Raw genomic sequence first — 23020 nt, 5'->3', positions numbered from 1 at the left:
CACCATGGCCGGCGATGTTGCGCTATAAATTTGCTATCATTTAGCTGAGCCGTCGTCCGGACCCCAGCCCATGAACCTGAGCGCGATTCCGCCCCGCAGCAGCCAGCCGGCCACGCCCAGCGTGGCGCCGGTGCGGGTGGCTGCGTCCGCGCTGCCGGCCGGACCGGCTTCCGCCTCCACCAGCGCGGCGCCAGACACCAGCTTTACCGGCAGCGCCGCTACCACCAATCTGACCCCGGAAGCACTGGAACTGGTGGCCCAGCTCAAAGCGCGCGACACGGAAGTGCGCCAGCACGAGCAGGCCCACATGGCCACGGCCGGCGGTCTGGCTACCTCGGGCGCCTCCTACACCTACCAGCGCGGTCCCAACGGCGTCGATTACGCCATCGGCGGCGAAGTCCATATCGATACCTCGCCCGGCCGCACTGCGCAGGAAACCATAGAGCGGGCCCGCACCATTCAGGCAGCGGCGCTGGCGCCCGCCAGCCCGTCCGGCGCCGATCAGGCCGTGGCGGCCCAGGCCCAGCAGATGGAATTGCAGGCGCGCTCGGAGCTGGCCGTGCAGCAGGCGCAGGAGCTGGTAGCCAGCAACGGCAATAAAGTCAGCCAGACCTACCAGCAGCTGCCGCTGGTGCCGCCCAAACTCGATATCTATGCCTGAATGCTAGAATGCCGCCTTTGTCCGTCATTCAGAGCACAACATGTTAAAAGCACCACGCACCCTGACCTTCAAATGCGCCAAATGCGCCAAAGCCGTACAGGTACGCCTGCAGAAAGTCTCGGCCTGCTCGCACATCCAGCCGTATTTCGGCGTGTGCGCCTGCGGCGAACCGAAACACCACGCCATCGGCCAGAAAGACGCCGTGGCATCCTATCTGGCCGCACCGGAAGGCTGGACCCACCACCACTAAGCTGCTCCCGGCTCAAGATTCCGGCCTGATTACCGTTAAAAGAAACATCATCCATCGGAATCTGCTGGAATCTGCCATGTCCACCATATCTGCCCTCACATCGCGCAACCTGCCCGCCTCGCTATACGCCGGCAGCTCGCAAAATGACAGCAAAACCGGCGCGAGCCGGCAGGTCAAGGCGAGCGACACGATACCGGCCAGCGCCAACCCGGTCAGCTCGGTTGGCTCCAGCTCGGCCAGCAATGCGCTCGACCAGCATCTGGCCGCCGTCAGCAACGACACCATAGACTACGCCCAGAGCTTCCTCAGCAGCTTTGCCCAGAGCCTGTTCGGCAGCAGCGGCAAGGATGCCCAGATCAGCTTCGACAGCGCCAGTCTGGATACTTCCAGCACGGTAGCTGCCGGCGTGCGCCAGAGCAGCGGCAGTTTCGGCAGCAGCTCGGCCGCAGCCTTCCAGCTGACCGATAGCTCGCACTTCATCGGCAAGGGCACCATCACCACGGCCGACGGCCGCAAATTCGATTTCGAAGTGGAAGTCCAGTACGACGCCCAGCTCAGCGCCGCCGCCAGCCGTAGCAGCAGCGCACAGGATGACAGCGCCAAAGCCGCCGCCAGTGGCAGCACTGCCCAGCAGCTGGCCAGTCAGCCGCAGCCGCAGCAGTCAACGGCCCAAAACAACCGCAGCCTGACCACCAGCGCCAGTGACCTGCCCAAGGTACAGGTGCCGAATATCGATTTCCCTGGCACCCTGTCCGATCTGTTCAAGCTGATAGGGCTGGACCTGCAGACGGCGCTATCGACCGGCGACAATACGCCGGACCGCAGCAGCGACGGTATCGACCGCAACACCCTGCGCAGCCTGTCGCTACGCCTGCTCAATCTGGTCAACAGCAAGGACACCAATACCTACAGCGCCCCTAGCGCCGCCGACAAGGCCAAAGCCACCGCCGGCGAAGCCGAGGCAAACAAGGCACAGGCTACGCCAGCCAGCAGCGCCGACGCCAGCACTAGCGCCGCTGCGGCCAGCAATACCGTGGCCAGCGACCCCGATCAGGATGGCGACAGCGACAGCCGCAAGACAGTTGCCGACCTCGGTGCCTGAGCGCCCAGTATAATAGGCGCCGCAAGCGCATGAACCGCCAGAGATGCCTGCCATCTCCGGCGGTTTTTGTCTTGTCCCTACGCTCACACCACCTATCGATAGCCCGCCATGTCCGCACAAACTGCCTCTCCTGCCGCACCTCAACTGATCCACTGGGAGGAAAACGGCGTGCCATGCAGCGCCGTCTGGCATTCCGAGGCCGGCATGCCGCCACCCAGGCGGGTGGTGATCGCCGATGACCGCACCAATGCCGACCTGGCCTACCGCATGGCCTGCGAAGGCACGGCCATGCTGTGGCGCGGCGACTTCCAGAACGCACGCCAGCTGCTGCAGGCACTGGCACGCCGGGCCGACCACAAGGGGCGCGGCGGCAAAAAAGCCAGGCCCGCCAAACTGCCGGCCACGCCGACCGAAGCCTTCCACCTGCACCGGCAGGCCCAGTCGCAGCGCGCCCGCACGCTGGCCATGCTGCTGATACCGTTCGAAGCGGGCTACAGCATACCGCTGCGCCGCGCGCCCGACGTGCAGCTGGCCTGCAATGAAGCCTATGGCCGCTTCGATGCCCCCTTCGTCGCTTCGCTGCGCGAGCTGCTTGGTCTGATCGGCGCCCACGAATGGCGCCGCACCGGCGTGGAAATCCCGGCCCTGCAGGCACGCATCCATCCCCATTACGGCGTGTTCTCGCCCGTGCGCGGCGAGTATGTGCAGCTGGTTGCCACCGCCCCGCTGCCGAAAGACAGCTCGCTGGCGTTCGACATCGGCGCCGGTACGGGCGTGCTGTCGGCCGTGCTGGCGCAGCGCGGCATACGCAAGGTCGTGGCCACCGATATGGACCAGCGCGCGCTCAGCTGCGCGCGCGAAAATCTGGCCCGCCTCGAGCTGGACCAGCAGGTAGAACTGCAGCAGGCCGACCTGTTCCCTGCCGGACGGGCGCCGCTGGTGGTCTGCAATCCGCCATGGGTGCCGGCCCGCCCCAGCTCCTCGATCGAATATGCCGTGTACGATCCCGATAGCCGCATGCTGCGCGGCTTCCTGGCCGGGCTGGCGGCCCATCTGACGCCGGGCGGCGAAGGCTGGCTGATTCTGTCCGATCTGGCCGAGCATCTGGGCTTGCGCCCGCGCGAGCAGCTGCTGGGCTGGATCGCCGACGCCGGCCTGAAAGTGCTGGACCGGCACGACGTACGCCCGGTCCACCCCCGCGCCAGCGATGCCAGCGATCCGCTGCATGCGGCCCGTGCCGCCGAGGTGACTTCGCTGTGGCGGCTGGGCGCAGCCTGATGCCGTAACGTCGCGCTTTATGTACGAAACGCCGCAGCGGCCAACAGAAATAGGCCGCAAACCTCTGCCGGATTATCCGGCCTCTTGCATTTCAGCGGATAGCTGTATATAATACGTGCCTTCAGACGCGGGGTGGAGCAGTCTGGCAGCTCGTCGGGCTCATAACCCGAAGGTCACAGGTTCAAATCCTGTCCCCGCAACCAGATTCAAAAAACCGCTGATTTCTTATGAAGTCAGCGGTTTTTTTCATTGCCCTTCCCCAGTTCAGCGGAAGGCAGCTGGCCAGTTCCGGCCAGCTTGCAGCATCAATCGATGTAGCGGTCGAACACCAGCGACTCAAGGTTGTCGCCACCTATCAGGTCGATGCTGGCAATGTCGCAGGCCAGCTGCGCGGGCAGACTCTGGCCGGCCGGTATGCCCAGTTGCTTGCGGATGGAGGCGGGAGTGAGCTTGCGGCGCTTCAGATAGTCGCCATCGATGTAGGCCTGCGCAATCACCACGCGGTTATGCTCGCCGAGCACCACGTTCAGGTAGATCGCCGGATCGGGCGCCAGCTCGTACACCACCGTATGGTCGCGCCGCTCGATCACCTTGGCCTGCGAGCGCTTGAATTTGCGCTTGGCCATGTTATCGATGGGCCGCATCAGCCCCTGTATGAAACGGCACTGCTGGCGATCCGTTATGGGCTCCTGCGCCCACACGGTTGCGCTCAACACCAGCAACACCAGACCAGAGACTAAACGGGCTTGTTTCAATTTTTTTTCCTCAGTGTTCTAAGCACGTTCGCTGCCCTCAACACTATAAACCATCAGACACGGCAAAGTGGTGAGTTTCTACGCAATTTGGACTATCGACAAGATGATATTCTTGTCAAACTTGGCAAAGCGCCACCATCACCCACCCCACAACTCGCCATGACCACACCACCTACCCCTGCCGCCCTGCCACCCAGCCAGCGCCTGCACCTGATACTACTGGGCGTGGCCGATGTGGCCGCGTCCGTGCGCTTCTATCAGGCGCTGGGCTGGCAGCAAGCCGCCACCAGCAATGACGGCTTCGCCAAATTCGATCTGGGCGGCTACGCCTTATGCCTGCTATCGCGCGCGGCTTTCGCCGCTGATGCCCGGTCGCCCACCGCCAGCGGCAGCGGCTTTGCCGGCATAGGACTGGTCTACCTTGCCAGAACGCCGGATGAAGTAGCGCAGGTACTGGCGCGTGCCGTTGCGGCCGGCGGCACTCTGGTCAAACCGGCCACCCGCACCGACTGGGGCGTGGCCGGCTATTTCAAGGATCCGGATGGCCACCTGTTCGAAGTCGATTACGAAGACGGCTGGGTACTGGACCATGACCACCGGCTGCACGTGGACGGTATCCGCCCCTAGGCCAGTGCGCCCAGCTATAGCCAGCGGCTGATACTTCAATTTACTTATCCGGCATACCCATCCGTTCACAAAACTGTCACAATTGCCTCTTTTGTACAGCCTAGGAGTCCAGTGTGAAAGATACCGATCAGGATAAAGCGCCCGTCATGCAGGATGCGCCAGCGAACCCTTCGCGCCGGCGGATTTTTCAGGCAGCCGCCGCCACCGGCATAGCCGCCACCCTGCCCGTCGTGAGCGAAACCGCCAGCGCCAAACCGGTCAGCCATAGCTCGCTGGACGCCAAACTTAAAGCCCACGTGAAAAACGTGGTGGTGATCTATCTGGAGAACCGCAGCTTCAACAACCTGTTCGCCAACTTCCCCGGCACGGCAGCGCCGCTGTCGGGCGTCACGCCAGCCGCCTGCCTGCAGCGCGATCGCGACGGCTCGGTGCTGCCAGCCCTGCCGAAAATCTGGGGCGGCATGGTGCCGAATACGCAGGACATCGGCGGCAAGAAGTACGCCATCAAGGAAGACGATATCAAGGGTCTGCCGAACGCGCCCTTCAAACTGGTCGATACAGCGGGCCAGCCGCTGCCGGAAGCCGTCATCACGCGCGACCTGTGGCATCTGTTCTACCAGAACCAGATGCAGATTAACGGCGGCACGAACGACGGCTTTGCCGCCTGGGGCAATACGGGTGGCATGGTGATGGGCTACTACGGCGAGACCAGCAAGAATCTGGGCCTGTGGAAGATCGCCGAACAGTACACCCTGTGCGATAACTTCTTCATGGCGGCCTTCGGCGGCTCCTACCTGAACCACCAGTTCCTGATTACCGGCCGCACGCCGGAATACTTCAACGCGCCGCAGACGGCGGCACGCAAGAAGATCGCCGTGCTGGACGACGGCCCTACCGGCTTCCGCCTCAGCGTCACCAAGACCAGCCCGGCTTCGGCCATGGACGGCCATCCGGACTTCGTCAACAACGGCGCCATCACACCGGACGGCTATGCCGTCAACACCATGGCACCGCCCTACCAGCCTAGCTACATCCGTCCCGCACCGGGCGGCGATACCATGCTGGCCAATCCGGACGACGCCAGCACCCTGCCACCGCAGACCTACGATACCATCGGCGATCTGCTGTCGGCCAAGAAGGTCAGCTGGGCGTGGTATGGCGGCGCATGGCAGGCCGCGCTCGATGCACGCGGCGGCGGCGAGAAGCCCAACTTCCAGTACCACCATCAGCCATTCAACTACTTCAGGCAGTTTGCCCCGGGTACCGCCGCACGCGCCGAACACCTGCGCGACGGCGGTCTGGGTGACAGCCCGATCTCGAACAAATTCCTCGCCGACGCCATTGCCGGCAAACTGCCGGCCGTGACCTTCTACAAGCCGCAAGGCAATCTGAATCTGCACGCCGGCTATTCGGACATCGAATCGGGCGATGCCCACATCACCAACGTGATCGAGCACCTGAAGAAATCGCCGCAGTGGAAAGACATGGTCATCGTCGTCACCTTCGACGAAAACGGCGGCTGGTGGGATCACGTGGCGCCACCGAAAGGCGACCGCTGGGGTCCCGGCTCGCGCATACCGGCCATGGTGATTTCGCCGTACGCCAAGAAGGGTCAGGTCGATCACAGCTTCTACGACACCACCTCCATCCTGCGCTTCATCACCCGCCTGCACGGCCTGCCGCTGCTGGAAGGCCTGAAGACCCGCAACGAAGCCTTCGCGGCGCGCAAAGCCCTGCCGCCGGGCGATCTCACCGGCGCCCTCAGCTTCCGCTGAGGTTAGGCGACGCAGTGGCTTTGTGATACACTGCGTCCCTGTATTTCACTGAGCCCGACTGCTGCAGCCGGGCTTTTGTTTTGAGCGGCGCATTTTTTCTCGCGCCGTGGGCAAGAGATGGATCATGAGAGATAAAAAAGATAACGCCACGTTCGACCTGCCCGGTTTCAGCCCGGCCGCGCCGCTCGAACCCGAAGCCAAGCGTCCGCCGCCACCGCGCGCCAAACGCAGCACACAGAAACAGGTGCAGCTGGAGCTGCTGGAGCCGACCGATACCACCGGTCTGCCGCTCTGGGTGCGCGACGACAAGCTAGACCTCACCGGCCTGCCGGTGTGGGCACCAAACTAAGTATTTTTTCCACAGCATCGGGCTGTCTCAGAGCCTGTTAGACTGTGCTGACGTCCTTTTTATACAGGTCTGACACCATGACATCCACCGCTTTCAACAGCCTGCCGCTGGCGCCTGCCCTGCTGGCCAATCTCGACACTCTGGGCTACAAGGAAATGACCGCCATACAGGCACAAAGTCTGCCTTCCGTGCTGGAGGGGCGCGATCTGATCGCCCAGGCCAAGACGGGCAGCGGCAAGACCGCAGCTTTCGGCATCGGCATACTGGCCAAACTGAATCCGGCCTGGTTTGCCGTGCAGGCACTGGTGCTGTGCCCGACGCGCGAACTGGCCGACCAGGTGGCCAACGAGTTGCGCCGTCTGGCACGCGCCACCGGCAACGTGAAAGTGCTGGTGCTGACCGGTGGTTCGCCCATGCGTCCGCAGATCGCCTCGCTCGAACATGGCGCCCACATCATCGTCGGCACGCCGGGCCGCGTACGCGACCATCTGGGCCGCCAGACGCTGGACCTGTCGAAAGTGGAAACGCTGGTGCTCGACGAAGCAGACCGCATGACGGACATGGGCTTCTACGACGAAATCGCCAACATCGTCAGCGCCTGCCCGAAACGTCGCCAGACCCTGCTGTTCTCGGCCACCTACCCTGACGATATCCGCCGCGCCACCGATTCCTTCCTGGCCGATCCCGTCGAAGTGACGGTGGAAGCGCAGCACGACAACAGCCAGATCGAACAGCTGTTCTTCGAGATCGGTTTCGACCAGCGCAACAGCGCCGTGGCGCGTTTGCTGGCACACTACAAACCCGTATCGGCCATCGCCTTCTGCAATACCAAAGTGCAGTGCCGCGAACTGGTGGACGAACTGCGCGCCAAAGGCTTCTCGGCTCTGGCCCTGTACGGCGAACTGGAACAGCGCGAGCGCGATGAAATCCTCGTGCTGTTCGCCAACCGCAGCTGCTCCGTGCTGGTGGCCACCGACGTCGCTGCGCGCGGTCTGGACATCCAGAATCTGGAAGCCGTGATCAACGTCGACGTATCCAAGGATACGGAAGTACACATCCACCGCATCGGCCGCACGGGCCGTGGCGGCGAACAGGGTCTGGCCCTGTCGCTGTGCGCACCGAACGAAAAGAAATGGGTCAAGCTGATCGAAGAATACCAGCAGGCACCCGTCGCATGGTATGACCTCGACAGTCTGGACGAAGGCGAATACGGCGTCGATGCGGCACCGATGATGACGCTGGTGATCGCGGGCGGCAAGAAGGACAAGCTGCGTCCAGGTGATGTGCTGGGTGCACTGACGGGTGATGCCGGTCTGGCCAAGGAACAGGTAGGCAAGATCAACGTCACCGAGTTCCAGACCTATGTGGCGATCGACCGCCGCGTGGCCTACGATGCCTACGAACGTCTGAGCCGCGGCAACCCGCTGGGCGGCGACTTCGGCGCCTTCAAAGGCCGCAACTTCAAGATGCGGTTTATCGAAATCTAAAAAGGATTACGCTCAGCGCACGCTGAGCGACACGCTGGCGGGGAATTGCGGCGCACGCCGGTGGCGCGTAGCCTGTTCGTAGGAGTAGGCCATGCGGATCAGCAGCGCTTCGCTATAGGCCGCGCCGACAAACGACAGCCCCACCGGCAAGCCCTGTACCTGCCCGGCCGGCACCGTAATGTGCGGATAGCCGGCCACTGCGGCCGGCGACGAGAAGCTGCCACCATAATGGTCGCCGTTGATGAAGTCCGTCAGCCATGCAGGGCCACCGGTAGGTGCCACCAGCGCATCGAGCTGGTGCTGCTGCATCACCTGATCGATGCCTTCGGCGCGCGCATAGCGGCGGTTGTTCAATAGCGCATCGCGATAGGCCGGGGTTTCCAGATCGCCCTTGTTCTGGGCCTGTTCCAGATATTCCTGCCCAAAGTATTTGAGTTCGCGCTCGTGGTTTTTCTTGTTGAAGGCAATCACGTCGGCCATATTGGCTACCGGTGCATGGGGCGCGTACTTTTTCAGGTAGGCTTCCAGATCGGCCTTGAATTCGTACAGCAGCACTTCCGTTTCCGTCTCGCCGTACTTGGCAGAGTTGGGCACTTCCGTATCGACCAGGGTAGCGCCCTGCGCCACCAGATCCTGCAGCGCGCGCTCGATCACCATATCCACTTCCGGATTACTGCCGAAGAAATTGCGCGCCACGCCTATGCGTTTGCCCTGCAAACCGCCCTTCTCCAGCGCGGCGCTGTAGTCGGCCATTTTGCCGCGGCTTTCTGCCGTGGCTTCATCGTCCGCATCCACGCCCACCATGGCCGTCAGCATCAACGCTGCATCGGCCACGCTGCGCGCCATCGGCCCTGCCGTGTCCTGCGAATGGGCGATAGGAATTATGCCGCTGCGGCTCACCAGCCCCAGCGTGGGCTTAATGCCGACCAGACCGCAAATGGATGCCGGCGAAACGATGGAACCATCCGTCTCCGTACCCACGGCCAGCGTGGCCAGATTGGCGGCGATAGCTGCGCCCGAGCCGGAGCTGGAGCCGCTGCAGTTGCGGTCCAGCGAATACGGGTTCAGGGTCAGGCCGCCGCGCGCACTCCAGCCGCTGACGGAATGGGTGGAGCGCATATTGGCCCACTCGCTCAGATTGGTCTTGCCAATGATGACGGCACCGGCAGCACGCAACTGCGCCACCACATGGGCGTCACGCGCAGCGCGCACGCCGTTCAGCGCCAGCGAACCAGCCGTGGTGCTCATGCGGTCGCCCGTAGCGATATTGTCCTTGAGTAGAACGGGGATGCCGTGCAGCGGGCCGCGCAGACGCTTGAGCATGCGCTCGCGATCCATTTCCAGCGCAATCTTCAGGGCTTCGGGATTGATCTCGATGATCGAATTCAGGCGCGGGCCGGATTTATCGATGTTGCGGATGCGGGCCAGATACTGCGAGGTCAGCGAATGGGAAGTCAGCTTGCCCGCCTCCATCATCTGCTGCTGCTCGCGCACGCCCGCTTCGAGTATGCCGCCCGCACCGAACTTGAAGGCCGCTGCCGACGGTGCAGCAAGCACCCGGCTGCTGCCCGCGGCAGCACCTGCCGTCAAGCCGATCCGTACGAATTCCCTGCGATCCATGCCATCCCCACCGATAAAAGAAACAGAATTAACGCCCGCGCAACTTGTTGCATCCTATAAATATAGCAGCGTGTTGCCAGCAATACCATAAAAATCATTACGGTCCGGCAAATAATTTCTGATTTTCAATGAAAAAAGCACGCTAGCGGGATGCTAGCGTGCTTTTTAGGGGCAAAAAGGCCGAATTTACGGCCTTTTTGACGCAGTCTTACAACAGACTGACAGATTAGTCGCGAACGATACGCTTGTATTCGTTGGTGCGGGTATCGATTTCGATCACGTCGTCCTGGCTCACGAACAGTGGAACCTGTACGGTGAAGCAGTGAGCTTCGATGGCGTTTTCGATTTTGGCTTCTTTCAGAACGTTGCCCGAAGTATTGCCCTTGACTGCAGGTTCCGAGTACACCACTTTACGTGCGATGGTGGTTGGCAGTTCGACCGAGATCGCTTTGCCATCGTAGAACACGGCTTCGCATTCCATACCGTCTTTCAGGTAGTTCAGTGCTTCGCCCAGGTTTTCTTCTTCGATTTCGTACTGTTCGTAGTCAGCGTCCATGAACACGTACAGCGGGTCAGCGAAGTACGAGTAGGTCACTGGCTTCTTGTCCAGAACAACTACGTCGAATTTGTCGTCGCCACGGAATACGTTTTCCATCGGAGCGTTGGTCAGAAGATTTTTCATCTTCCATTTGTAGGTGAAGCCCGTGCGGCTCGAACCGTTGACGTCGGAACGCAGAACGATCATAGGCTTGCTGTCAACCATGATGATGTTGCCAACACGAATTTCTTTTGCAGGTTTCATAGTAAATATTCGATTCTAAGTAGGTTGCGTAAAAATCATCTGTTGCTCGGCATAGCGCCTGAAGCTCACGGTTGATCAGGTAAAAATGTGCAATAGATTAACCCAGCATTATACCCTGCTTTTACCGTCTCGCCTATCTCGGCGTGGCGGCGAAACGCAGCAGATTGCTGGCCAGATCGCCCAGTGCCAGCATTTGCTGCTGCCATGCTTCGGCACGCTGCTGCATGGCTGGCATCTGCGTGCGGAACCCGGCCCATAATGCCGGCCAGTCGGCTGCGCTGCTGCCCGCGCCATTCCATTGCAGGCTCAGTGCACTCAGGTCCGGTAGCCCGGCGGCGTAGCGCTGCAGGAAGGCGCGCAGCTTCTTGTGATGCAGCTGCTCGTCCTGCGGGTAGATGTGCCAGACGAAGGGGCGGCCAGCCCATTGCGCGCGCACGAAGGAATCCTCGCCGCGCACGAAGTTCAGGTCGCAGGACCACAGCAGGCGGTCGTAATCCTCCTGCGGCACAAACGGCAGCACGCGCAGCGTCAGCGCGCCGCGCGTGGCGCAGGCGCCGGCCACGGCAGGCGTGCCGAGGAAGGCTTGCACGGCATCGGCCGCCACGCCTTCCGGCACCAGACAGGTAGTCGGCGTGGTATCGAGCTGCCATGCGGCCAGCAGCTCGGCCACAGGCGCATGGGGATAGCAGAACAGGCTGACCAGACGGGCCGCCATTTGTTCGGGCCCCAGTCCCAGTTGTGCGAGGAAGGCCGTACGCGCCGCCGCATCGGACTGGAAGGCGCGGCGCTGTTCGGCCAGTCCGGCTTCCACCAGCAGGCCACCGGTCTTTTCCGTGAAGCCGGGGAAGAAGAAGTGCTTGATCAGGCCCAGTTGCGGATGGGTGGAACTCAGGCCGTGGCAGCCTTCTACCCACTCTTCCGCTGTCAGCCCTTCCAGATTGAACCACACGGGGCGCGGCTGGCACTGCGCCATCGCGGCGATGTAGCCGGGCGGGATGTCGACGGCAAAAAATTCGATGACGATGTCGGCCACATCGTCGACGCTGAACACGCCGTCCATGCTGCACCAGTGGCGCACCGTGACACCAGCCTGCATCTGCGTATCGGCCTGCACGTCGATGCCGGGACAGATACGGCGGAAGCTGGCCAGATCATCCACCCACAGCGTGACAGCGATGGCGTGCTCGCGCTGCAGCTGGCGCGCCAGCCGCCAGCAGATACCGATATCGCCGTAGTTATCGACTACGCGGCAGAACAGATCGAGGCGGGTCAGGCTAGTCATGGCAGAACAGAAAATGAACGAGGCTGGATGATACCTGATCCGCTGGCAGCGCCGCAGAAAACACCAGTGCACGCAGCTTGAACTTCCGCGCCGGCGCGCAGTCAAAACTGCTCCGGTGCGCAGCGCCCCATGCCGCATGAGCGCCCACACCGGCCTGCATTGCGATCACATCCCCACCATGAAAGGAAGAGCCATGAATGAGCTTCAACAGTACTACGCAAACGCGATGCTGCCGCAGCCGGGCGGCCTCGCACCACAAGGTTTTCTCGGCGGCCTGATAGGCGCACCGCTGGGCGGCCTGATAGGCCGCGGAATCGGTGGCCTGTTCGGTAATTCCCAGCTCGGCCATCAGATCGGACAGGCGGCCGGCGGCATCGGCGGCGCCTTCCTGCCGCTAGCGGTCGATCCCGTTACGGCGGCCTATGCCCAACAGGCGCAGCAACAGCAACTGCTGCAACAGGCCCAGCTCGCGCCGCAGGGCTGGTTCGGCAATATCGTGAAAAGCGTGGCGCAGCCGCTGGGCCAGACCATAGGCAATGTGTTCGGCCACGGCCAGCTCGGTAGCACCATAGGCGGCTATGCCGCGCAGCTGGGCGGCATGCTGCCGTTTGCCGTCGATCCCGTGCAGCAGGCTTACGCCCAGCAGGCCGCACAGCAGCAACAGCTGCAGCAGCTCCAGCAGCTCCAGCAGCTGCAACAGCTACAGCAATTGCAGCAGATACAGCAGATGCAGCAGATGCAGCAGGCACAGGGCATCGCACCGCAAGGCTGGTTCGGCAACATCATCAAATCCGTCGGCCAGCCACTGGGGCAAGCCATAGGCAATGTGTTCGGCCACGGCCAGCTGGGCGGCACCATAGGCGGCTATGCCGGTCAGCTAGGCGGCATGCTGCCGTTTGCAGTCGATCCCGTGACGGCAGCCTATGCCCAGCAACAGCAGCAACAGGCCCAGCTGGCGCAACTGGCACAGCAGGCGCAATTGGCCAACGTGGGCAATAGCGCCCTGTATGGCGGCCAGCAAACCCTGCACTGATCGCGCACCTGTTCCCTCCCCTCCGCCAGTTGGCGGAGGGACCGCACCGCAAAGGAGGCATCCATGTTAGACACGCAAACAGCGCCAGCACACTACCTGATCCACGCCAGCGCGCATGCGGCCATGCAGGACTTTCTTAGCCACGCAGAACTGGACCCGGAAATCCGCATCCTCGATCGCATCGGCCCGCCCGACGCACCCCATACGCTGGTGGTCGAAATCAGCAGCGCCAAGGCCCGCGCACTGTCCCAGCAGTTCCGCAACACCACCCCTCAACTGACGATAGAACCGGATCAGCCCCTGACCATGTTCGACATGCTCTCGGCGGGTCCGCTGTGAAAGGAAGATTCATGGCCAAGTCCAATCCCAATGACGGCGCCAGTGTCGCGCCGGAATCCCGCGCCGGCACGGAAGGCGAAAGCCCGACGATGGCCAGCGACAGCAGCCCGCGCAGCGGCCGTAGCAGCAGCACTGGCAGTGCGGCCAGCGGCAGCGAGGACAGCGGCGGCGGCACGCACGCTAGCGACATAAGCGGTACGCGTAGCAGCCCGTCCGGCAGTGCAGCACGCAGCACCATAGGCGCCCGCAAGAAGCAGTATGTGATCGCACCGCGCCAGAGCGACGGCCTGCAGACGCTGGGCCTGCAGGCACTGCAGTTCTCGGCGCTGGAACAGGCACTGCGCAATAGCGCCGATATCGAAGTGGTCGACAAGGTCGGCCCCAAATCCGTGCTGGGCGCACTGGCCGACGGCATGGGCGGCGCACAGGGCGTGCTGGTGGCACGCATGACGGAGCAGAAAGCCAGCATCCTGCATCAGCAGGGACAGGGCCGCCTGCTGGTCGAACCGGACCAGCACCTGAATCTGCTCGATACCCAGCCGCGCCAGCCGGCCATGGTCACCGGCGTCCTGCCTGCGGGTGCCGGCCCCGTGTTCAATGTAGCGCTGCGGGTAACGGGAGCGGATGGCGCGCCCGTTGCGGAAGCGGAGGTTACACTGTTCGGCAGCATGCTGCCCGCCACCGGCGTGAGCGATGCAAACGGCGAAGTAAGCCTTTCCCTGTATGGCGAAACGGCGCAATCGGTGCGCGGCCTGTACGTCAAGCCGCGCGCCGACTACTGGAGTTTCTACCAGCGCGATCCCGACATCCAGAGCGAACAGGTGAACGAAGTGGCGCTCAAGACCATCGCCGACTGGCCGGCACTGAGCGGCTTCCCGCGCCAGCGCTGCTACTGCTGGGGACAGAAAGCCATGCGGCTGGATCAGCTGCCCGGCAATTATCGCGGCCAGGGCATCAAGATCGCCATCATCGATTCCGGCGCCGCTACCACCCACGACAATCTGCACGGCATAAAGGCCGGTTTCGATGTGCTCAACAAGAAGACCAATCCCGATGGCTGGGAGCAGGATACGCTGGGCCATGGCACCCACTGCGCCGGCATCATCGCAGCGGCCGATATCGCCTCCGGCATACGGGGCTTTGCGCCCGATGCGGAAGTCCATGCCTGCAAGCTGTTCCCCGGCGGCCAGATCAGCCAGCTGATCGATGCGCTCGAATACTGCATCGACAAACAGATCGACGTGGTCAATCTGAGCCTGGGCGGCACGGAAGTGTCGGAAGCGCTGGAGCAGCAGATCATCCGCGCCAAGCGGGCCGGCATCGCCTGCATCGTCGCTGCCGGCAATTCGGGCGGCCCCGTGCAGTATCCGGCTTCCTCGCCAAATGTGCTGGCCGTGGCTGCCGTCGGCAAGCTCGATGAATTCCCCGCCGATAGCTACCACGCCCAGACCCTGTCGCAGAACGTCGATGCCTACGGCTATTTCACGGCCAGCTTCAGCTGCTTCGGTCCGCAGGTCAGCGTGTGTGCGCCCGGTGTCGCCATCCTGTCCTGCGTACCGCCGAACAATTTCGCTGTGTGGGATGGCACCTCCATGGCCACGCCCCATGTGACGGGGCTGGCCGCGCTGACACTGGCCCATCACCCCGATTTCCAGACGGCGCCCTATCTGGGCCGCGGTGCCGAACGAGTGGAGCGGCTGTTCCAGCTGATCCGCGCCAGCGCACGGCGCGTCAGCCAGGCCGACCAGAGCCACACCGGCTATGGCATGCCCGATGTGCTGCTGGCCGTGGGCCTGCAGACGCCGGCACTGGCGCAGGCTGTGGCGCCGCAGCAGGCGGGCGTGATCACGCCGCTGGTCAGCAATGCCGGGGGACTGATGGGCAATCCGGCGGCCGCGCTAGCCTATCTGAGTAGCAATCCGGTACTGGGGAGCGGCATGAATACGGGCTTGTACGATCCGCTGGCGCGCGAAGCGGCGCGTGCAGCACTGGCGGCCTACCACGGCAGCTGGTTCCACCCGCCGGGCACTCCGCCCTACAACCCCATCATGTGGTGAAGGCGGGCCGAAAAGCAAAAAGCCGCACTAGGCGGCTTTTTGCTTGATCTGGCGTCCCCAGGGGGATTCGAACCCCCGTACTCACCGTGAAAGGGTGATGTCCTAGGCCTCTAGACGATGGGGACAGAAAACTGTCCGTACTGCTGACCTGTTAGAAAAATCCTGGCGTCCCCAGGGGGATTCGAACCCCCGTACTCACCGTGAAAGGGTGATGTCCTAGGCCTCTAGACGATGGGGACTTTTCTAAGGCGCGAATCATATCAGCGTTCGCCCTGCCACGCAAGAGAATCCCGCTCACCGGCACAAAAAACCGCTAAAACACGCTGCAATATTGGCGGCTTCACCACAAACGGGCGCCGGACGTAAAAAAAGCCGCTCCAGGCGGCTTTTCTACATATCTTGGCGTCCCCAGGGGGATTCGAACCCCCGTACTCACCGTGAAAGGGTGATGTCCTAGGCCTCTAGACGATGGGGACATGTCGGTGCTTCCCGCGCATTTAGTGGTGGAGGTAAGCGGGATCGAACCGCTGACCTCTTGCATGCCATGCAAGCGCTCTCCCAGCTGAGCTATACCCCCCGGGCGCAGAAAGTCTTCTGTGTACTACGGTTTTACTACTCATCAGCTCTGGCAAAGCTGGCGTCCCCAGGGGGATTCGAACCCCCGTACTCACCGTGAAAGGGTGATGTCCTAGGCCTCTAGACGATGGGGACCTTGGAACTACGGCACTTCTACTACTTTGCTACGTTATCACTTCTACGCTGTTGGTGGAGGTAAGCGGGATCGAACCGCTGACCTCTTGCATGCCATGCAAGCGCTCTCCCAGCTGAGCTATACCCCCCGGGCGCAGAAATAATAAAAGCCGCTTGCGCGACTTTTGTTTTCACTACTTGTATCTCTATCGGGCCTAAGCCTAATGTCAAACAATCAGTACAAACAACGTCAACTACAAAACTACTTGGCGTCCCCAGGGGGATTCGAACCCCCGTACTCACCGTGAAAGGGTGATGTCCTAGGCCTCTAGACGATGGGGACTGCGAACAACCAATTCTGCAACGTGGTGGAGGTAAGCGGGATCGAACCGCTGACCTCTTGCATGCCATGCAAGCGCTCTCCCAGCTGAGCTATACCCCCGTTTGCTGCAGAAACAAGAGTATAGCAAAGAAGCTGCGCTCTGCAAATACCCTTTTGCAACTTTGCACTGAATTCAATCCGGAAATCAGCCCAGTGCCGCCAGACGGGCCAGCACGGTGTCGCGACCGAAGATCTGCAGCACGGCATCGATGGCTGGCGTCTGCAACTGGCCCGTGATCAGCAAACGCAGTGGCATGGCCATCTGCGGCATTTTCAGGCCATTCGCCGCCAGCACTTCCTTCATCATGGCGGACAGCGCTTCCTTGCTCCACTCTACCGTTTTGCAGCGCTCGGCAAATTGCGTCAGTGCCGGTTTGACGGCATCCGTCAGGTGCTGGGCCAGCAATGCAGCATCCGGCTGCGGCGTACGGAAGAACAGCATGGCCGCATCAGCCAGCTCGTTGACGGTGTTGACGCGCTCCTTCATCAGCGCCAGCACGGCCGGCAGTGCCGGTGCGCCTTCCAATACAGCGCCGTTAGCCTGCATACGCGGCAGCGCCAGCGCAGCCAGACGTTCATTGTCGGCCTGCTTGATATAGTGGTTATTCAGCCAGTTGAGTTTTTCGATGTTGAACTGGGCGGCCGAATTCGACAGGTGGGTACCGTCGAACCATGCGCACACCTGCTCCATAGTGAACACTTCGTCGTCGCCATGGCTCCAGCCCAGACGGGCCAGATAGTTGAGGATGGCTTCCGGCAGATAGCCCTCGGCCGGATACTGCATCACGTTCACGGCATCCTTACGCTTGGACATTTTCTGGCCATCGGAACCGAGGATCATCGGCAGGTGGCCGTATTCCGGCAGCGGCGCACCGATGGCGCGCAGGATGTTGATCTGGCGTGGCGTGTTGTTCACGTGGTCGTCGCCGCGCAGTACGTGGCTGATTTCCATATCCAGATCGTCGATCGCCACGCAGAAGTTATAGGTCGGCGTGCCGTCCGGACGGGCGATCACCAGATCGTCCAGTTCTTTATTGCCGATGGTGATGGTGCCTTTGACGAAATCGTTCCAGCTCACTTCACCGTCCAGCGGGTTCTTGAAGCGCACCACCGGCTTGCGGCCCTCCGGAATGGCTGGCAGCACTTTACCTTCTTCCGGACGCCAGGTACCGTCGTAACGTGGTTTCTCGCCGGCGGCGGTTGCACGGTCGCGCATGGCCTGCACTTCTTCCGGCGACGAATAGCAGTGGTAGGCCGTGCCGGCTTCCAGCATCTGCGCGATCACTTCGCGATAGCGGTCCATGCGCTTCATCTGGTAGAACGGGCCTTCGTCATGGGTCAGACCCAGCCATGCCATGCCGTCGATAATCGCCTGCACGGCTTCCGGGGTGGAACGCTCCAGATCAGTGTCTTCAATCCGCAGCACGAAGGTGCCGCCGAAGTGACGGGCGAAAGCCCACGAATACAGCGCGGTACGGGCGCCGCCCAGATGGAGGTAGCCGGTCGGGCTAGGGGCAAAACGGGTGCGGACTGGCTTGGCTGGTGCGTTGGTCATCGGAATAATAAAGCTGAGATATAAAGACCGCTATTTTACCGCGTCAGCGCAGCCATGGCGCATATCGAGTCGGCTCCCCGCCAGGATAGTCAGGACGCGACGGCCGCGCGCTGGGTGAACAGCCGCACACCGAACACCGGTCCCGCCGTGTGACCCGGCTCAGGATCGAAACGTACCACCACGCTGGACTTGCCACGGGTGAGATGCTCGGGCACCGGATACTCCTGCTCGATAAACACGCCGGGATGGCTGCCATCGAGCACCACGTGGGCAATGCGCTGGCCGTCGACGCTGATGTAGAAATCGCGGTTGCGCTCCTCACCCCAGTAACTCGCCTGCAACAGCAAGGGGCCATCCGCGCACTTCATACTGAAGCTGAAGTAGCCGCCCGTGCGCGCATCGCGGCCGTTACGGCCACGGTAGGCCACGGGATAGGAGATCTCCGCTTGCAGAGCGTGATCACGCTCGGGCTGCATCTCGCCCAGATGCATGACATCGACCGAACGCTCGGCCAGATCCTTGAGACGGGCTTCCTGCTGGCGGAAGGTAACTTCCGCCGCCGCCCACTCGCTGTCCGTATAGAGGTTGAAATATACTGCCGAGCGCCTGTCGTACTGCGCAAAGAACGGAGTGAACTTCATGTCCGCCGGACGCCCCGTGCCGACGCTGCGATACACCGCCTGCGCCTTATCGGTCGGCGCAAACGCGGCTAGTACATTGGCGCCCACCAGTGCTGGCGCCAGGCCGCTGTATGGCCGGTCGGCCGCGCCCAGATCGGCCGCCAGCACCATCGGGCCGCGCAGCAGTGCCACCACGTGTTCGTTGCCGGGCGCCCGTTCCAGCCGCAAGGCTAGGGGCAATGACAGGCGCACAGTGTCGCCAGCGCGCCAGCGCCGGCGTATCAGCAGATAACCCTTCTGCTGACTGGCGGCGTGCGCCTTGCCATTGACCAGCACCGTGTGGCTGCTGGCCCATGCAGGCAAACGCAGCGCCAGCGTGAACTGGCGCGGGCCCGGCAAACGGCGCACAGTCAGGTCGATATCCTCTTCAAACGGATAGCGCGTATTCAGTTCCAGTCTGGCGTTGTGCCAGTCCACCGTCGACGGGATGTACAGATTGACGAACAGCGTGTCGCCCTGCTCCCAGTAGATCGAATCGCCATGTTTGGCGTGGCTCTCCATGCCGGACAGGACGCAGCACCAGAAGTCGTTATCCTCGCTCGAATATTCACGCGCCGTTCCCGACATCAGCGGCGTCATGTAGGTGAACATGCCGGTACGGGGGTTCTGGTGGGCCAGAATATGATTCAGGTGGGTGCGTTCGTAGTAGTCGAAGTAAGCGGCATCCGGCGCCCAGCTATACAGATGGCGGGTCAGCTTGAGCATGTTGTAGCTGGCGCAGGCTTCGCAGGTCTGCTCGGTGATGTGGTCGGCGATGCTGTCGGGAGCAAAGAAATATTCGCGATCGCCATTCCCGCCGATGACGTAACTATGGTGCTGGGTGACGCGGCGCCAGAAAAACTCCGCCGCTTCACCATCGCTACGGCGACCGTCCAGTTCGCGCAGACGTGCAAGGCCTATCAGTTTGGGAATCTGGGTGTTGGAATGCAGATTGGCCAGTTCATCGCGGCCCTGCGCGAGCGGCAGCATAACCTTATCGTGATGCAGGCGCCGCGCCAGCGCCAGCCAGCGCTGATCGTGGCTACGGGCATAGAGTTCGGCAAAACTCTCGTTGATGCCGCCATGCTCGCAGGCCAGCACCTGCTGCACCTGATCATCGCTGAGGGCGGCGAACACCCGCTCGATATAGCCCGCCAGCCCCAGAGCGACGGACAGGGACTGGGTATTGCCCGCATGCGTCTGCGCGTCGAACAGTCCGGCGAACAGCTTATGCCAGTTATACAGGGGCACCCAGCAACCATTCAGATCGAAGCCGGCCGACTTGATCTCGCCGCGCATAATTTCAGGGAAGATCTCGCGGCCATCGACCAGCGAGCCATCTGCGCGCTTGCGCATGAAGCCAGCAACATAGCCATCGCCATGCGCCTGCTGCACCCGTGCCAGTTCGGCCACGATGTAATCTATGCGTGGCTTGAGCGCCGCATTGCCGGTCTGCGCATACATCAGCGACAGCGCGGACAGATAGTGGCCCAGCCCTTCGCCAGCGATGGTGTCAGACTCCCAGCCGCCGTAGATGGCGCCTTTGGTCGGCAAGCCGGCGAAACGGTGATAGTTGTGCAGGAAACGGTCGGCGTTCAGACGCAGCAGATACGCCTGATTGGCCTGCAAAGCCTGCGCGTAGATCGACGGCGTCAAGCGGACCGCCGACAGCGGCAGCGCCCGGGCGGCAGATGGAAAATCCGTGCCAGCCGGGCGCGCATGGGCTGCGCCATGCCAGCCCGCCATCAGCCCCAGACCGGCGGCGCCCTGCAGTAGCTGTCGACGTTGCATACTGACTCCATCAGAGATATCGAGCCTCTAATGTACGTGCAGGCGCCCGGGGCGTCTTGTTGGGACTGCGCTAAAAAGATGACGAAATGTGCACAATCAGCGGAGCTTAGACCTAGTCGCGCCAGCCAATTGCATCGATTTATGCAATTAGCCATTTCAAAATAGGCGGTTTATTTACTCAAATGATGAGAATAAAGTAGCGTCCATCAGCGGGCCTTCACCGCACCCCATCTACAGAGAACCCACACTATGGACACCAGCAAACTACACTATATTTACGATCCCCTTTGCGGGTGGTGCTACGGCGCCGCCGAACTAGTCAAGGCTGCGCGTGACGTGCTGCCAGTACAGGCGCACGGCGGCGGGATGATGACGGGCGCACGACGCCAGCCTGTCAGCGCACAATTACGCGACTATGTGATGCCGCATGACCACCGCATTGCGCAACTGACTGGCCAGCCATTCGGCACTGCTTACTTCGAGGGACTATTACGGGACAATACAGCGGTGTTTGATTCCGCCCCACCAACGGCAGCGATACTGGCAACGGAAACGCTGGCCCAGCGCGGTCTGGACATGCTGGCCCTGCTGCAGACAGCACACTATGTAGAGGGGCAGCGCATTGCCGACCACGCCGTGCTGCTCAAGCTGGCCGGCACGCTAGGGCTGGATACTGCGGCCTTCGCTCAGGCACTGGAACAAGCCGAAGGAGCCGCGCTGGATGCCCACATCGCCGATACGCGCCGCCTGATGGCAAGCCTCGGTGCGCAAGGTTTCCCCAGCTTCGCGCTGGAGCACAAGGGGCAGTTCACCGTGCTCGACGTCAGCAGGTTTCTGGGGGAGCCGCAAAAATTGCGCAGCTGGCTGATATCGCAGCTGCCCGCCCCAGAGGCAGCATCCGCCAGTGGGGCACAGTTCGGCTGCGGGCCGGACAGCTGCGCAATTTAGGCACCAGCCCTCGCTATGGAGGGCGCAGCCTATTTGACGGTAATGGTGATGTCCTTGCTCATGCCGGGGCCATAGGACTGGTGCATGCCGTTGGCAAACTGCAAGGACAGTTTGTAGGTACCCGGTGCCAGTTTGACTTCCGTTTCTGTCTGGCCCTTGCCGAAGTGGATATGGGTTTCATCGGTAGGCACTACCTCGCCCGCTTTCACGGGCGCTGCGTTGATCAGCAGATGGTGGTGGCCGGTATTGGCCGTCATATCCCCTGCCGGCTTGATGTCCATGCCGGAAACTGCAAATTTCACTTTGACCGGGCTGCTGACGGTGGCGCCATCAGCCGGTTCCACAAACGCTACGGATTGCTGGGCAAATGCAGTGCTACCTACCAGCATCAGGCTGGCGGCAAGGATTAGACGTTTCATGAGGTTCTCCGGTTAGTCGTTTTTGATCACAATACTAGGGAACTTACTGGTCATATCTTTGGCCTTCTCCGAGACCTGTACTGCAATTTTGCGTGCGATATCCTTGTAGATGCCGGCCACCTTGCCATCCGGCTCGGCCACCACGGTAGGCTTGCCGGAATCGGCCTGCTGGCGGATCGCCATGGTCAGCGGCAGCGAGCCGAGGAAGTCTACCTTGAAGTCGGCGCACATTTTGGCACCGCCGCCCTCGCCGAAGATGTGTTCCACGTGGCCGCAATTCGAGCACACGTGGGTGCTCATGTTTTCCACGATGCCCAAAATCGGAATGCCGACCTTCTCGAACATCTTCAGGCCTTTGCGTGCGTCCAGCAGCGCGATATCCTGCGGCGTGGTGACGATCACAGCGCCCGTGACGGGCACTTTCTGCGACAGCGTCAGCTGGATGTCGCCCGTACCCGGCGGCATATCCACCACCAGATAGTCGAGATCGCGCCAGTTGGTCTGCTCCAGCAGCTGCTGCAGCGCCTGCGTAACCATAGGACCGCGCCACACCATAGGCTCGTCCGGATCGATCAGGAAGCCGATCGACGATACCTGCACGCCGTAGTTCTCCAGCGGCTCCATGGATTTGCCGTCCAGCGTTTCGGGGCGGCCGGATACGCCCAGCATCATCGGCTGCGACGGGCCGTAGATATCGGCATCCAGCAGTCCGACAGACGCACCTTCGGCGGCCAGCGCCAGCGCCAGATTGACGGCCGTGGTGGATTTACCCACGCCGCCCTTGCCGGATGCCACGGCGATGATATTTTTCACATTCGGCATCAATTTGAGACCACGCTGCACCGTGTGGGCGATGATCTTGCTGCTGACCTGTACCGTCACGCTATTCACACCGGGCACGCCGCGTACGCCGTCCGTCACCAGTGCGCGAATCGCGTCAAACTGGCTGCGCGCCGGATAACCAAGCTCGATATCGAAGCTGACGTTGCCGCCATCGGCTTTCAGATTCTTCACGGCCTTGCCGCTGACAAAATCCTTCCCCGTGTTCGGATCGATAATGCGGGCCAGTGCGGCCTTTACCTGGTCAATAAGCTGCTCAACTGTGTTGCTCATGTAAATCTCCGTGAAATGTGCCCACATTCTAGCGCATCGTGGCGGA

General features: G+C 62.0%; 20 protein-coding genes and 9 tRNA genes. 13 read left to right on the top strand and 16 right to left on the bottom strand.

Annotated elements, in window-relative coordinates; genetic code table 11:
• The first annotated feature begins 70 nt into the window (after positions 1 to 70).
• The 5 genes from GTP23_RS09690 (at position 71) to GTP23_RS09670 (ending at position 3494) form a co-directional block, all read left to right on the top strand.
• On the top strand, positions 71 to 661 hold the full coding sequence (locus tag GTP23_RS09690) for a putative metalloprotease CJM1_0395 family protein (protein WP_161034970.1): 591 nt from the start codon (positions 71 to 73) through the stop codon (positions 659 to 661).
• Between the two features lie 40 nt (positions 662 to 701).
• Complete coding sequence (locus GTP23_RS09685) at positions 702 to 911, top strand: hypothetical protein (RefSeq protein WP_161034969.1); 210 nt, start codon at positions 702 to 704, stop codon at positions 909 to 911.
• A gap of 76 nt (positions 912 to 987) precedes the next feature.
• Positions 988 to 2013 (top strand): hypothetical protein, encoded by a 1026-nt coding sequence (locus tag GTP23_RS09680; protein ID WP_202412114.1) that lies wholly within the window; start codon positions 988 to 990, stop codon positions 2011 to 2013.
• 108 nt (positions 2014 to 2121) lie between these two features.
• A complete protein-coding gene (locus GTP23_RS09675; protein WP_161034968.1) occupies positions 2122 to 3291 on the top strand; it encodes a methyltransferase in 1170 nt (389 codons plus the stop codon).
• Between the two features lie 126 nt (positions 3292 to 3417).
• Positions 3418 to 3494 (top strand) — tRNA-Met (locus GTP23_RS09670).
• A 102-nt stretch (positions 3495 to 3596) separates the two neighbouring features.
• Here the strand turns inward: GTP23_RS09670 and GTP23_RS09665 are convergent.
• Positions 3597 to 4046 (bottom strand): hypothetical protein, encoded by a 450-nt coding sequence (locus GTP23_RS09665; protein ID WP_161034967.1) that lies wholly within the window; start codon positions 4044 to 4046, stop codon positions 3597 to 3599.
• Positions 4047 to 4205: 159 nt separating this feature from the next.
• Between GTP23_RS09665 and GTP23_RS09660 the strand changes: the two genes are divergently transcribed.
• The 4 genes from GTP23_RS09660 to dbpA all read left to right on the top strand — a co-directional run bounded on the left by GTP23_RS09660 (position 4206) and on the right by dbpA (position 8284).
• Positions 4206 to 4673, top strand: a complete 468-nt coding sequence (locus tag GTP23_RS09660) for a VOC family protein (protein ID WP_161034966.1) — start codon at positions 4206 to 4208, stop codon at positions 4671 to 4673.
• A 146-nt stretch (positions 4674 to 4819) separates the two neighbouring features.
• Positions 4820 to 6448, top strand: a complete 1629-nt coding sequence (locus GTP23_RS09655) for an acid phosphatase (protein WP_161035568.1) — start codon at positions 4820 to 4822, stop codon at positions 6446 to 6448.
• A 124-nt stretch (positions 6449 to 6572) separates the two neighbouring features.
• Positions 6573 to 6797 (top strand): hypothetical protein, encoded by a 225-nt coding sequence (locus tag GTP23_RS09650; protein WP_155435090.1) that lies wholly within the window; start codon positions 6573 to 6575, stop codon positions 6795 to 6797.
• A gap of 77 nt (positions 6798 to 6874) precedes the next feature.
• The gene (gene dbpA / locus GTP23_RS09645) at positions 6875 to 8284 is read left to right on the top strand and encodes an ATP-dependent RNA helicase DbpA (protein WP_155435089.1); all 1410 of its coding nucleotides are present in this window, start codon (positions 6875 to 6877) and stop codon (positions 8282 to 8284) included.
• Between the two features lie 12 nt (positions 8285 to 8296).
• Here the strand turns inward: dbpA and GTP23_RS09640 are convergent, their stop codons facing one another.
• The 3 genes from GTP23_RS09640 to earP all read right to left on the bottom strand — a co-directional run bounded on the left by GTP23_RS09640 (position 8297) and on the right by earP (position 11988).
• Complete coding sequence (locus tag GTP23_RS09640; protein ID WP_161034965.1) at positions 8297 to 9904, bottom strand: amidase; 1608 nt, start codon at positions 9902 to 9904, stop codon at positions 8297 to 8299.
• Positions 9905 to 10130: 226 nt separating this feature from the next.
• Positions 10131 to 10706, bottom strand: coding sequence for an elongation factor P (locus GTP23_RS09635; protein ID WP_155435087.1), 576 nt, complete (start codon positions 10704 to 10706; stop codon positions 10131 to 10133).
• Between the two features lie 133 nt (positions 10707 to 10839).
• Positions 10840 to 11988 (bottom strand): elongation factor P maturation arginine rhamnosyltransferase EarP, encoded by a 1149-nt coding sequence (gene earP / locus GTP23_RS09630; RefSeq protein WP_161034964.1) that lies wholly within the window; start codon positions 11986 to 11988, stop codon positions 10840 to 10842.
• Positions 11989 to 12181: 193 nt separating this feature from the next.
• Here earP and GTP23_RS09625 point away from each other — a divergent pair, with 193 nt between their 5' ends.
• The 3 genes from GTP23_RS09625 (at position 12182) to GTP23_RS09615 (ending at position 15417) form a co-directional block, all read left to right on the top strand.
• Positions 12182 to 13021: a hypothetical protein gene (locus GTP23_RS09625; RefSeq protein ID WP_161034963.1), complete on the top strand. Its 840-nt coding sequence runs from the start codon at positions 12182 to 12184 to the stop codon at positions 13019 to 13021.
• A 63-nt stretch (positions 13022 to 13084) separates the two neighbouring features.
• Positions 13085 to 13360, top strand: coding sequence for a hypothetical protein (locus GTP23_RS09620; RefSeq protein WP_161034962.1), 276 nt, complete (start codon positions 13085 to 13087; stop codon positions 13358 to 13360).
• A gap of 11 nt (positions 13361 to 13371) precedes the next feature.
• Positions 13372 to 15417: a S8 family serine peptidase gene (locus GTP23_RS09615; RefSeq protein WP_161034961.1), complete on the top strand. Its 2046-nt coding sequence runs from the start codon at positions 13372 to 13374 to the stop codon at positions 15415 to 15417.
• A gap of 49 nt (positions 15418 to 15466) precedes the next feature.
• Here the strand turns inward: GTP23_RS09615 and GTP23_RS09610 are convergent.
• From GTP23_RS09610 to GTP23_RS09565, 10 genes are all read right to left on the bottom strand, one after another.
• Positions 15467 to 15542: transfer RNA gene (locus tag GTP23_RS09610), tRNA-Glu, on the bottom strand.
• 38 nt (positions 15543 to 15580) lie between these two features.
• Positions 15581 to 15656: transfer RNA gene (locus GTP23_RS09605), tRNA-Glu, on the bottom strand.
• 161 nt (positions 15657 to 15817) lie between these two features.
• Positions 15818 to 15893: transfer RNA gene (locus GTP23_RS09600), tRNA-Glu, on the bottom strand.
• Between the two features lie 25 nt (positions 15894 to 15918).
• Positions 15919 to 15994 (bottom strand) — tRNA-Ala (locus tag GTP23_RS09595).
• Positions 15995 to 16052: 58 nt separating this feature from the next.
• Positions 16053 to 16128 (bottom strand) — tRNA-Glu (locus GTP23_RS09590).
• Between the two features lie 52 nt (positions 16129 to 16180).
• Positions 16181 to 16256: transfer RNA gene (locus GTP23_RS09585), tRNA-Ala, on the bottom strand.
• 118 nt (positions 16257 to 16374) lie between these two features.
• Positions 16375 to 16450: transfer RNA gene (locus GTP23_RS09580), tRNA-Glu, on the bottom strand.
• Between the two features lie 23 nt (positions 16451 to 16473).
• Positions 16474 to 16549, bottom strand: a tRNA-Ala gene (locus tag GTP23_RS09575).
• An 85-nt stretch (positions 16550 to 16634) separates the two neighbouring features.
• Positions 16635 to 18044, bottom strand: a complete 1410-nt coding sequence (gene gltX, locus GTP23_RS09570; protein WP_155435082.1) for a glutamate--tRNA ligase — start codon at positions 18042 to 18044, stop codon at positions 16635 to 16637.
• A gap of 89 nt (positions 18045 to 18133) precedes the next feature.
• Complete coding sequence (locus GTP23_RS09565; RefSeq protein WP_161034960.1) at positions 18134 to 20494, bottom strand: beta-L-arabinofuranosidase domain-containing protein; 2361 nt, start codon at positions 20492 to 20494, stop codon at positions 18134 to 18136.
• 249 nt (positions 20495 to 20743) lie between these two features.
• Between GTP23_RS09565 and GTP23_RS09560 the strand changes: the two genes are divergently transcribed.
• The gene (locus GTP23_RS09560) at positions 20744 to 21442 is read left to right on the top strand and encodes a DsbA family protein (protein WP_161034959.1); all 699 of its coding nucleotides are present in this window, start codon (positions 20744 to 20746) and stop codon (positions 21440 to 21442) included.
• 29 nt (positions 21443 to 21471) lie between these two features.
• On the opposite strand, the gene GTP23_RS09555 is transcribed toward GTP23_RS09560, so the two are convergent.
• A complete protein-coding gene (locus GTP23_RS09555) occupies positions 21472 to 21861 on the bottom strand; it encodes a DUF4399 domain-containing protein (protein WP_161034958.1) in 390 nt (129 codons plus the stop codon).
• A gap of 12 nt (positions 21862 to 21873) precedes the next feature.
• Positions 21874 to 22974, bottom strand: coding sequence for an iron-sulfur cluster carrier protein ApbC (gene apbC / locus GTP23_RS09550; RefSeq protein WP_155435080.1), 1101 nt, complete (start codon positions 22972 to 22974; stop codon positions 21874 to 21876).
• Positions 22975 to 23020 lie beyond the last annotated feature (46 nt).

Source organism: Duganella fentianensis, from assembly GCF_009857835.1.
Lineage (GTDB): Bacteria > Pseudomonadota > Gammaproteobacteria > Burkholderiales > Burkholderiaceae_D > Rugamonas > Rugamonas fentianensis.
This window is presented reverse-complemented; position numbering and strand designations above follow the sequence as displayed.

Bases quoted from the DNA above. Each gene is read 5' to 3' on its own strand.
- GTP23_RS09560 (WP_161034959.1), top strand. From the start codon at position 20,744: ATGGACACCAGCAAACTACACTATATTTACGATCCCCTTTGCGGGTGG.
- GTP23_RS09620 (WP_161034962.1), top strand. From the start codon at position 13,085: ATGTTAGACACGCAAACAGCGCCAGCACACTACCTGATCCACGCCAGC.
- apbC (WP_155435080.1), bottom strand. From the start codon at position 22,974: ATGAGCAACACAGTTGAGCAGCTTATTGACCAGGTAAAGGCCGCACTG.
- GTP23_RS09625 (WP_161034963.1), top strand. From the start codon at position 12,182: ATGAATGAGCTTCAACAGTACTACGCAAACGCGATGCTGCCGCAGCCG.
- dbpA (WP_155435089.1), top strand. From the start codon at position 6,875: ATGACATCCACCGCTTTCAACAGCCTGCCGCTGGCGCCTGCCCTGCTG.
- GTP23_RS09640 (WP_161034965.1), bottom strand. From the start codon at position 9,904: ATGGATCGCAGGGAATTCGTACGGATCGGCTTGACGGCAGGTGCTGCC.
- GTP23_RS09565 (WP_161034960.1), bottom strand. From the start codon at position 20,494: ATGCAACGTCGACAGCTACTGCAGGGCGCCGCCGGTCTGGGGCTGATG.
- GTP23_RS09615 (WP_161034961.1), top strand. From the start codon at position 13,372: ATGGCCAAGTCCAATCCCAATGACGGCGCCAGTGTCGCGCCGGAATCC.
- GTP23_RS09660 (WP_161034966.1), top strand. From the start codon at position 4,206: ATGACCACACCACCTACCCCTGCCGCCCTGCCACCCAGCCAGCGCCTG.
- GTP23_RS09555 (WP_161034958.1), bottom strand. From the start codon at position 21,861: ATGAAACGTCTAATCCTTGCCGCCAGCCTGATGCTGGTAGGTAGCACT.
- GTP23_RS09650 (WP_155435090.1), top strand. From the start codon at position 6,573: ATGAGAGATAAAAAAGATAACGCCACGTTCGACCTGCCCGGTTTCAGC.
- GTP23_RS09680 (WP_202412114.1), top strand. From the start codon at position 988: ATGTCCACCATATCTGCCCTCACATCGCGCAACCTGCCCGCCTCGCTA.
- GTP23_RS09675 (WP_161034968.1), top strand. From the start codon at position 2,122: ATGTCCGCACAAACTGCCTCTCCTGCCGCACCTCAACTGATCCACTGG.
- gltX (WP_155435082.1), bottom strand. From the start codon at position 18,044: ATGACCAACGCACCAGCCAAGCCAGTCCGCACCCGTTTTGCCCCTAGC.
- GTP23_RS09635 (WP_155435087.1), bottom strand. From the start codon at position 10,706: ATGAAACCTGCAAAAGAAATTCGTGTTGGCAACATCATCATGGTTGAC.
- earP (WP_161034964.1), bottom strand. From the start codon at position 11,988: ATGACTAGCCTGACCCGCCTCGATCTGTTCTGCCGCGTAGTCGATAAC.
- GTP23_RS09685 (WP_161034969.1), top strand. From the start codon at position 702: ATGTTAAAAGCACCACGCACCCTGACCTTCAAATGCGCCAAATGCGCC.
- GTP23_RS09655 (WP_161035568.1), top strand. From the start codon at position 4,820: ATGCAGGATGCGCCAGCGAACCCTTCGCGCCGGCGGATTTTTCAGGCA.
- GTP23_RS09690 (WP_161034970.1), top strand. From the start codon at position 71: ATGAACCTGAGCGCGATTCCGCCCCGCAGCAGCCAGCCGGCCACGCCC.